At 64.2% G+C, this 9,379-nt stretch carries 10 protein-coding genes; 5 read left to right on the top strand and 5 right to left on the bottom strand.

Annotation, left to right across the window (positions count from 1 at the left end):
* The 5 genes from A6M56_RS07700 to A6M56_RS07680 all read right to left on the bottom strand — a co-directional run.
* Positions 1–513: succinate dehydrogenase iron-sulfur subunit (locus A6M56_RS07700; RefSeq protein WP_286758000.1), on the bottom strand; the 513-nt coding region annotated here is incomplete at its 3' end.
* Positions 514–543: 30 nt separating this feature from the next.
* On the bottom strand, positions 544–2,322 hold the full coding sequence (sdhA, locus tag A6M56_RS07695; protein WP_045787178.1) for a succinate dehydrogenase flavoprotein subunit: 1,779 nt from the start codon (positions 2,320–2,322) through the stop codon (positions 544–546).
* Positions 2,323–2,325: 3 nt separating this feature from the next.
* On the bottom strand, positions 2,326–2,691 hold the full coding sequence (sdhD, locus tag A6M56_RS07690; protein ID WP_045787179.1) for a succinate dehydrogenase, hydrophobic membrane anchor protein: 366 nt from the start codon (positions 2,689–2,691) through the stop codon (positions 2,326–2,328).
* A gap of 10 nt (positions 2,692–2,701) precedes the next feature.
* Positions 2,702–3,112 (bottom strand): succinate dehydrogenase, cytochrome b556 subunit, encoded by a 411-nt coding sequence (gene sdhC, locus A6M56_RS07685; RefSeq protein WP_045787180.1) that lies wholly within the window; start codon positions 3,110–3,112, stop codon positions 2,702–2,704.
* A gap of 264 nt (positions 3,113–3,376) precedes the next feature.
* Complete coding sequence (locus A6M56_RS07680; RefSeq protein ID WP_045787181.1) at positions 3,377–4,189, bottom strand: GntR family transcriptional regulator; 813 nt, start codon at positions 4,187–4,189, stop codon at positions 3,377–3,379.
* 352 nt (positions 4,190–4,541) lie between these two features.
* Here A6M56_RS07680 and A6M56_RS07675 point away from each other — a divergent pair, with 352 nt between their 5' ends.
* From A6M56_RS07675 to A6M56_RS07655, 5 genes are all read left to right on the top strand, one after another.
* Entirely contained in the window at positions 4,542–5,531 is a 990-nt protein-coding gene (locus tag A6M56_RS07675) for a malate dehydrogenase (protein ID WP_045787182.1), read from the top strand.
* Positions 5,532–5,640: 109 nt separating this feature from the next.
* Positions 5,641–6,621: an HpcH/HpaI aldolase/citrate lyase family protein gene (locus tag A6M56_RS07670; protein ID WP_045787894.1), complete on the top strand. Its 981-nt coding sequence runs from the start codon at positions 5,641–5,643 to the stop codon at positions 6,619–6,621.
* Positions 6,622–6,637: 16 nt separating this feature from the next.
* On the top strand, positions 6,638–7,534 hold the full coding sequence (gene prpB / locus A6M56_RS07665) for a methylisocitrate lyase (protein WP_062738398.1): 897 nt from the start codon (positions 6,638–6,640) through the stop codon (positions 7,532–7,534).
* 209 nt (positions 7,535–7,743) lie between these two features.
* Positions 7,744–8,301 (top strand): hypothetical protein, encoded by a 558-nt coding sequence (locus A6M56_RS07660; RefSeq protein WP_062738397.1) that lies wholly within the window; start codon positions 7,744–7,746, stop codon positions 8,299–8,301.
* A gap of 394 nt (positions 8,302–8,695) precedes the next feature.
* Positions 8,696–9,379: aconitase family protein (locus A6M56_RS07655; protein WP_286757997.1), on the top strand; the 684-nt coding region annotated here is incomplete at its 3' end.

The raw sequence follows: 9,379 nt of genomic DNA, 5'->3' as shown, positions 1-9,379 counted from the left end.
CAGCAGACCGGCCGGGCCGACGAACTTGTCCGGGTTCCACCAGAACGACGGGCATGACGTCGAGCAGCTCGCGCACAGAATGCACTCGTACAGGCCGTCCAGTTCTTCACGCTCCTCCGGCGACTGCAGACGCTCTTTCTCGGGCGGCGGCTCGTCGTTGATCAGGTACGGCTTGATCGAGTGGTACTGGTTGAAGAACTGCGTCATGTCCACGATCAGGTCGCGCACCACGGGCAGGCCCGGCAGCGGACGCAGCACGATCTTCTCCGGCAGCTCCCGCATGTTGGTGAGGCAGGCGAGACCATTCTTGCCGTTGATGTTCATGGCGTCGGAGCCGCACACGCCTTCGCGGCACGAGCGACGGAACGCGATCGACTCGTCCAGCTTCTTCAGCTTGACCAGCGCGTCGAGCAGCATGCGCTCGTGGCCGTCGAGTTCGACCTCGTAGGTCTGCATGCGGGGGGCTGCGTCCTTGTCCGGATCGTAGCGATAGACTTCAAAAATTCGCTTCATTTTTGCGGGTCCCTTATCTGAGCCGGCCGGTTAGAACGTACGCGCCTTCGGCGGCACGGTTTCCACCGTCAGCGGCTTCATCTGCACGGGCTTGTAATCGAGACGATTGCCTTCGCTGTACCACAGCGTGTGCTTGAGCCAGTTGTCATCGTCGCGGTTCGGGAAGTCGCTGTGGGCGTGCGCACCGCGCGATTCCTTGCGGGCAGCCGCCGACACCATCGTCGCCTTGGCCACTTCCACGAGGTTGGCGACTTCCAGCGCTTCGACGCGCGCGGTGTTGAACACCTTGGACTTGTCCTTCAGGTGGATGTTGGCGCCGCGCTCGGCCACTTCCATGATGCGCTGCACGCCTTCGTCCATGAGCGCCTGCGTGCGGAACACGCCCGCGTGCGACTGCATGTTGCGGCGGATATCGTTGGCCACGTCCTGCGCGTACTCGCCCGACGTGGACGAATCCAGCTTCGCCAGACGCTCCAGCGCACGGTCGGCAGCGTCGGCCGGCAGCGGCTTGTGCTCGCGGTTCTTCAGGTTCTGCGCAATGATGTGGTTGCCCGCCGAACGGCCGAAGACCACAAGGTCCAGCAGCGAGTTCGTGCCCAGGCGGTTGGCGCCGTGCACCGACACGCACGAGCATTCGCCGATGGCGTAGAAACCGTTGACGACTTCGTTCGGGTTGCCGTTCTTCGGCACCACGACCTGGCCGTGATAGTTCGTCGGAATACCGCCCATCTGGTAGTGGATGGTCGGCACCACCGGAATCGGCTCCTTGATCGCGTCCACGTTGGCGAACTTGAGGCCGATCTCCCGGATGGACGGCAGACGCTTCATGATGGTCTCGGCGCCGACGTGGGTCAGGTCGAGCAGCACGTAGTCGCCGTTCGGGCCGCAGCCGCGGCCTTCCTTGATTTCCTGGTCCATCGAGCGCGACACGAAGTCACGCGGCGCCAGATCCTTCAGCGTCGGGGCATAGCGCTCCATGAAGCGCTCGCCGTCCTTGTTGCGCAGGATGCCGCCTTCCCCGCGCACGCCTTCCGTGATCAGCACACCCGCGCCGGCCACGCCGGTCGGGTGGAACTGCCAGAACTCCATGTCTTCCAGCGGGATGCCGGCGCGCGCGGCCATGCCCAGGCCATCGCCCGTGTTGATGAAGGCGTTGGTGGAGGCCGCGTAGATACGGCCGGCACCGCCCGTGGCGAACAGCGTCGCCTTGGCTTCGAGGATGTAGACCTCGCCGGTTTCCATTTCGAGCGCGGTCACGCCCAGCACATCGCCTTCCTGGTCGCGGATCAGATCCAGCGCCATCCATTCGACGAAGAAGTGGGTCTTGGCGCGCACGTTGCGCTGATACAGCGTGTGCAGCAGCGCGTGGCCGGTGCGGTCAGCCGCAGCGCAGGCACGCTGCACGGGCTTCTCGCCGTAGTTCGACGTGTGGCCGCCGAACGGACGCTGGTAGATGGTGCCGTCGGCGTTGCGGTCGAACGGCATGCCGAAGTGTTCCAGCTCATAGACCACGTTCGGTGCCTGGCGGCACATGAATTCGATCGCGTCCTGGTCGCCGAGCCAGTCGGAACCTTTGACGGTGTCGTAGAAGTGATAGTGCCAGTTGTCTTCGCTCATGTTGCCGAGCGACGCCCCGATGCCACCCTGCGCCGCCACGGTGTGCGAGCGGGTGGGGAACACCTTGGACAGCACGGCCACGGAAAGGCCGGCTTCTGCCAGCTGCAGCGATGCACGCATGCCCGAACCGCCCGCACCGACGATCACGACGTCGAATTTGCGGCGCGGCAGCCCAGTCTTGACTGCGACCATGTCTTAAACCCTCCAGAGAATCTGAGCTGCGTAGCCCGCACAACCGACGAGCCACAGAATCGTCAACACTTGCAGCGTCAAACGCACTGCCACGGGCTTCACGTAGTCCATCCAGATATCGCGCACACCGATCCAGGCGTGATACGCAAGCGACAGGAGCGCCAGGAACGTCAGCAGCTTCATCCACTGGTTGGCGAAGAGCCCAGCCCAGCTTTGATAGGACGTGTCTTTCGAGAGCAGGAAGGCGGCCAGCAGCACGATGGTGTAGACCGCCATGATCACGGCGGTGACACGCTGCGCGAGGAAATCCTTCAGGCCGTAGTGCGCGCCGACGACGAGGCGCTTGGGACCGATATTGTTATTTGCCATCAGACGCTCCTCAGAACAGGCCGAACAGCTTGGCGCCGAACACGACGGTCAGCAGCAGGCTCACGATGAGCACGCTGACAGCCGACTTGGAAGCCGACGTCTTGTCGATGCCGATATGCAGATCAAGGATCAGGTAGCGGATGCCGGCGCAGAAATGGTGCAGATACGCCCAGATGAGTGCGAGGACGACGACCTTGGCGAAGCCGTTGGACAGAAGCGCCGAGAACTTGGCGAAACTGATTTCCGAGGTGATGCTCTGCTCGAACAGATACAGCACGAACGGAAGAAGAAGGAACATCAGCGCACCGCTGGCACGATGCAGGATGGACACCTTACCGGCCCAGGGCAAGCGGTAGCGGGCGATGTCGCCCAAACCGATGTTCCTGAATTCCGGCCTGGCTTTCTTGATGGCTTCTGCCATGGTCAGACCCCAATTGGCTAATCAACAAACAAAACTGCTTTGCACAAATCCGCGAGATTCTAGCGCGCTTTTGTTGCGCAGCGCACCAATAATTCCATCCGCCGCGCTCCACATTTGTGCTTCCTGCCCTCGCCTGCCAGTGGCGTGACACGGGGGCGATTGTCCTCTCTACACCGCCTTCACGACGCGCAATGCGCTGTTGCGCGCCACACAAATCACGACGCTGTCGGGGCCGCGGAAGCCGGCCCCGACTCCACCGCGTCGTCAATTCAATTCGTTCTGGTAGTAATGCCGCGTCGTGACGTAGAGACCACGGCGCAATTCCACCGGTTTGTCGCCGAACGTGTGCGAGACGCGCTCCACCGACAGCAACGGCGAGCCGGCTGTCACCGACAGCAGCTCGGCGGTGGCCGCATCGGCCGCGACCGCGCGGATCCGCTCCGTGGCACGCAGCATGCGCACGCCGAATTCCGCCTCGAAGAACGCGTACATCGGGCCCTTCCACTCGGTCAGCTTCTCGGCCGTCAGCCCCTTGAAGCTCGCGCCGGGCAGCCAGATCTCTTCAAACACGGTGGGCTCGCCGGAAAAGAACAGCACGCGACGGATCTGCACGACGCTGTCGCCGGCCTTGAGCTCGAGCAGGCGCGCGATCTCGGCCGGTGCGCGCAGGCGCTTGCACTCGAGCACACGACTGCTCGGATAGTGCTGCTCGCCCTGCTCCGGCATCAGGCGCAAGAATCGGAACTGGACGCCCTCTTCGTAATGCGTGGTGACGAACGTGCCCTTGCCCTGCCGCCGTGCCACCAGGTTTTCGGCTGCCAACTCGTCGATCGCCTTGCGCACCGTCCCCTGGCTGACCTTGTAGCGGGCCGCCAATTCCATTTCGCTGGGGATCATCTCGCCGGGCTTCCACTCGCCGGCTTGCAGGCTTTGCAGGATCAGCGTCTTGATCTGCTGGTACAGCGGACTGAACGTGGGTGAGCCGCCCCCTGTGCCCGCAGGTGCAGGCGACGCGCCCGCCTCACCGCCCGAAGACGGCGGCATGGCAGCGGATTGAGGGCTTGATGTGCTCGACATAACCGCCGATTTCACCACAAAAGCGACAAAGGCGTCCAGCCCGTTTATAGAATGTCTTATGTCTTATATAAGACAGAAGATTGATTGACTTTGAATTGAGGCTGGGCCTACACTCGCGCCTGTTCCGGGCGACGAGGCGCACCCATGCCACGACGGCCCCAAGGTCAATCGCAAGTGTGTTTCCACATCGCCATGCGGACGCAGTAAACTGCGAGGCTCTTGCCGATTCCGAGCCGTCCGCCCATGAGGCGCCGACCGTTGCCGGCAATGCCTGCGAGGCTGCACTCGCATCCCGCCAGGATGCCCGCCGCGCGCAGTGCGATCCGCTTTCACTACCGTTTGGAGAGTTCTCATGGCAAAAGCACCCATGCGCGTCGCAGTGACCGGCGCTGCTGGACAGATCGGTTACGCCCTGCTGTTCCGCATCGCCGCCGGCGAAATGCTGGGCAAGGATCAGCCCGTCATCCTGCAACTGCTGGAAATCCCCGATGAGAAGGCCCAGAAGGCACTCAAGGGCGTGATGATGGAGATCGAAGACTGCGCCTTCCCGCTGCTGGCCGGCATGGAAGCCCACTCCGACCCGATGACCGCGTTCAAGGACGTCGACGTGGCCCTGCTGGTGGGCGCCCGCCCCCGCGGCCCGGGCATGGAGCGCAAGGACCTGCTCTCCGCCAACGCGCAGATCTTCACGGCACAGGGCAAGGCCCTGAACGCCGTTGCCAAGCGCGACGTCAAGGTGCTGGTGGTCGGCAACCCGGCCAACACGAACGCCTACATCGCCATGAAGTCGGCGCCGGACCTGCCGCGCGAGAACTTCACCGCCATGCTGCGCCTGGACCACAACCGCGCCCTGTCGCAGATCGCCGCCAAGACCGGCAAGCCGGTGTCCTCGATCGAAAAGCTGTTCGTGTGGGGCAACCACAGCCCGACCATGTACGCCGACTACCGCTACGCCACCATCGAGGGCAAGAGCGTCAAGGACATGATCAACGACCCGGTATGGAACAACGACGTGTTCCTGCCGACCGTGGGCAAGCGCGGCGCCGCCATCATCGAGGCGCGCGGCCTGTCCTCGGCTGCATCGGCTGCCAACGCCGCCATCGACCACGTGCGCGACTGGGTGCTCGGCTCCAACGGCAAGATCGTGACGATGGGCGTGCCGTCCAACGGCGAATACGGCATTCCGAAGGACGTGATGTTCGGCTTCCCGGTCACGACCGAGAACGGCAAATACAAGATCGTCGAAGGCCTGGAGATCGACGAGTACAGCCAAGGCAAGATCAACATCACGCTCAAGGAACTGCAGGAAGAGCAGGATGGCGTGAAGCACCTGCTGGGCTGATCGCATGATCTGACGAAGAAACCGGAGGCGGTCGCCAGCGAACCCTCCGGTTTTTTCACATCCGAACCCTGGCGCCACGCAGGACATGCCACCCAACCCTTACAACGCAGTGCATCCCACCGAGGTTTTGTTCCAGGACGATGCCATGCCGGCGCAACTGCCTGTCTGCGACCACTACGCGGGCGCGGAAAGGCTGATGCGCAAGTCGCTCGCCCTGCAACAAGCCCTTGGCCCGGTGTTCGACATCACGTTCGATTGCGAGGACGGCGCCGCCGTCGGCCAGGAGCGCGCGCATGCCGAACTCGCCGCCGCGCTCATCAACAGCGACGACAACCACTTCAACCGCGTCGGCGTCCGCATTCACGACCCGAACCACGACGCGTGGACGCAGGACGTCGACATCCTCGTGGGCCAGGCAGGCAGCCGTCTTGCTTACGTGACCGTGCCGAAGGTGCGCGACGTGGTGGAAGTCGCGCGCGTGACCGATCGCGTGAACCAGGCCGCCAGGGCAGCCGGCATTGCGCGGCACCTGCCCATCCACGTGCTGATCGAAACGCATGGCGCGCTCGCGCAGGTGTTCGACATTGCGTCGCTGGTGCAGGTGGAATGCCTGAGCTTCGGGCTGATGGATTTCGTCTCGGCGCACAACGGTGCGATCCCGGGCGCCGCGATGGGCTCGCCGGAACAATTCGAGCATCCGCTGATCCGCCGCGCGCTGGCCGAGATTTCCGCCGCGTGCCACGCACATGGCAAGGTGCCGTCGCACAACGTCAGCACCGACATCAAGCATCCGGAACGCGCCGGCAGCGACGCTGCGCGCGCCCGCAGCGAATTCGGCTACCTGCGCAAATGGAGTATCCATCCGGACCAGATTGCGCCGATCGTGTCCGCATTCCGCCCGTCGCACGAAGAAGTGACACACGCGGCCGCCATTCTTGCCGCAGCGCAGGACGCGTCGTGGGGCCCGATCCAGCATGACGGCCGCCTCCACGACCGCGCAAGCTATCGGTACTGGTGGGCCGTGCTGCAACGCGCTCACGCGACGGGCGTCGACATGCCGGCCGAAGCTGCCGCGCGTTTCTTCGGATAGAAAAAGGAGACCCGACATGACTGCCACCCCGCAAACCAGCGCAGGCGCGCGTTTCCGCCAGGCCCTGGCGGAAGAATCGCCGTTGCAGATCGTCGGCGCGATCAATGCCAACCACGCCCTGCTCGCCAAGCGCGCCGGCTACCGCGCGATCTACCTGTCGGGCGGCGGCGTGGCGGCCGGCTCGCTGGGCTTGCCCGACCTGGGCATCTCGGGCCTGGACGACGTGCTGACCGACGTGCGCCGCATCACGGACGTGTGCGATGTGCCGCTGCTCGTGGATGTCGATACCGGCTTTGGCGCTTCCGCATTCAACGTCGCCCGCACGACCAAGTCGCTCATCAAGTTCGGTGCGGCGGCCATGCATATCGAAGACCAGGTCGGCGCGAAGCGCTGCGGCCATCGCCCGAACAAAGAGATTGTCTCGAAAGACGAGATGGTGGACCGCATCAAGGCCGCCGTCGACGCGCGCACGGACGCCAGCTTCGTCGTCATGGCCCGCACCGATGCGCTGGCCGTCGAAGGCCTGGACCGCGCCCTGGAGCGCGCCGTGGCTTGCGTCGAGGCCGGCGCGGACGCCATCTTTCCCGAAGCGATGACGGAACTGTCGATGTATCGCAAGTTCGTCGATGCGGTAAAGGTGCCGGTGCTGGCCAACATCACCGAGTTTGGCCAGACGCCGCTGTTTACGCGCGAGGAACTGGCCTCGGCGGGCGTGTCGATGATCCTGTACCCGCTGTCCGCCTTCCGCGCGATGAACAAGGCGGCGGAGAACGTCTACGCCGCCATCCGGCGCGACGGCACGCAGAAGAACGTCGTCGACACCATGCAGACGCGCATGGAACTGTACGAAAGCATCGGTTACCACGATTACGAGGCCAGGCTCGACGCGCTGTTCGCACAGAACCGCGGTTGAGCCGGGCAGCCCATCCACCCCTCAGACAAGGAGAACGGAAGACGAAACAGCGAGGCAGGCTGGACGGAAACGGTGCGTGGCACGCGCATGCAACAGAACGTTGGGCGCGGCGTCCAAATCGGTCAAAATACCGGCCGGTGCGCGCCACGCCTGGGCCATCCCGGCCAGGACAGCCGCCTCCCTGATCCAGTCTTACCGAAGGAAACCCTATGAACAAATTCATCGTGGGCGCTTGCGCCGGCGTCCTGTCGCTGGCCGCATCGCAGTATGCAACCGCCCAGACTTCGACCACCGCCAAGCCGGCCGCCAAGAAGAAGGCTCCGACCAAGAAGAAGGCTGCCAAGAAAGCGGCTCCGGTCGCCGCTGCAGAGCAGCCCGAAGGCGTGCAGTGGAAGTGCGAGCTCGGCAATGACCTGTACATCAAGGGCGACATGGCCCGCGACCAGATCATCACGTTGCACTGGAAGGGCAAGAACTACCAGTTGCCGCGCCAGATGACCCGCACCGGCGCCGACCGCTACTTCGACCAGAAGACGGGGATGGACTTGGTGGTCATTCCGTCCAAGGCGATGCTGTTCGACCGCAATGAAGGCCACCGCCTGGCGGACGAGTGCCAGACCGCCGAAATGGCGGCCGGTGCTCCGGCACCGACGCAAGCCGGCGCCCTGCGCGCTCCGGCGGGCCTGCCGCTGATGATGCAGGACAGCGCTGCTCCGGCACCCGCCCCGGCGCCCGCTCCGGAAGGCGCCCAGCCGGCCAAGCAGTAAGCGCAGGATTGCGCCAGTGGCCATGGGCGACGGGCCAGTGCGCGACCGTGTCGGTCCCGCACCGGCCGCCCAGGCTCTGACGCATGGAACATCGCGGCCGGAATCCCGCCGCGGCCCATCTTCGGCTGCCAGCCGGCCGGAGATGACAAAGATGCCGTCACCCACGCATGGAGGTGTCGCCGAGGACCATGCGTGGAGGACATGCAGTGCAACGAACATCACGACCGCCCGCACGCGCCGATCGCCAGCGCGATCACCGTCCGACCGACGACGGCAAGGCGCTCGCGGCAGTCGTGCTGGAGTTGGTTTGTACGTGATTTGACTGGTTGATTTGACGTCTCTGCAACGGACGCCCTCAAGCGCCCCGCGCATCCCTAAGCCTTGGAGTCATGCCATGCCCCACAACCTGAATAAAACACTCAAGGAATTCAAGATCAACGGCGGCCAGACCGGCAAGTTCCATTCCCTGCCGCAACTGGGCAAGGAACTGGGCGTGGCGATCGAGCGCCTGCCGGTGTCGATCCGGATCGTGCTGGAATCCGTGCTGCGCAACTGCGACGGCAAGAAGGTGACCGAGGAGCACGTCGAACAACTGGCGAACTGGAAGCCGAACGCCGAGCGCGTCGACGAAATCCCGTTCGTGGTCGCCCGCGTGGTGCTGCAGGACTTTACCGGCGTGCCGCTGCTGGCGGACCTCGCCGCCATGCGCAACGTGGCCTCGCGCATGGGCAAGGACCCCAAGAAGATCGAGCCGCTCGTGCCGGTCGACCTGGTGGTCGACCACTCGGTGCAGATCGACCACTTCCGCGAGAAGAAGGCGCTCGACCTGAACATGCAGCTGGAATTCCAGCGCAACAACGAGCGCTACCAGTTCATGAAGTGGGGCATGCAGGCGTTTGATACGTTCGGCGTGGTGCAGCCGGGCTTCGGCATCGTCCACCAGGTCAACCTGGAATACCTGGCGCGCGGCGTCCATAAAAAGGACGGCGTGTACTACCCGGATACGCTGGTCGGCACCGACAGCCACACCACCATGATCAACGGCATCGGCGTGGTCGGCTGGGGCGTGGGCGGCATC

The sequence above is a fragment of the Ralstonia sp. RL genome (assembly GCF_001683835.1).
GTDB lineage: Bacteria > Pseudomonadota > Gammaproteobacteria > Burkholderiales > Burkholderiaceae > Ralstonia > Ralstonia mannitolilytica.
This window is presented reverse-complemented; position numbering and strand designations above follow the sequence as displayed.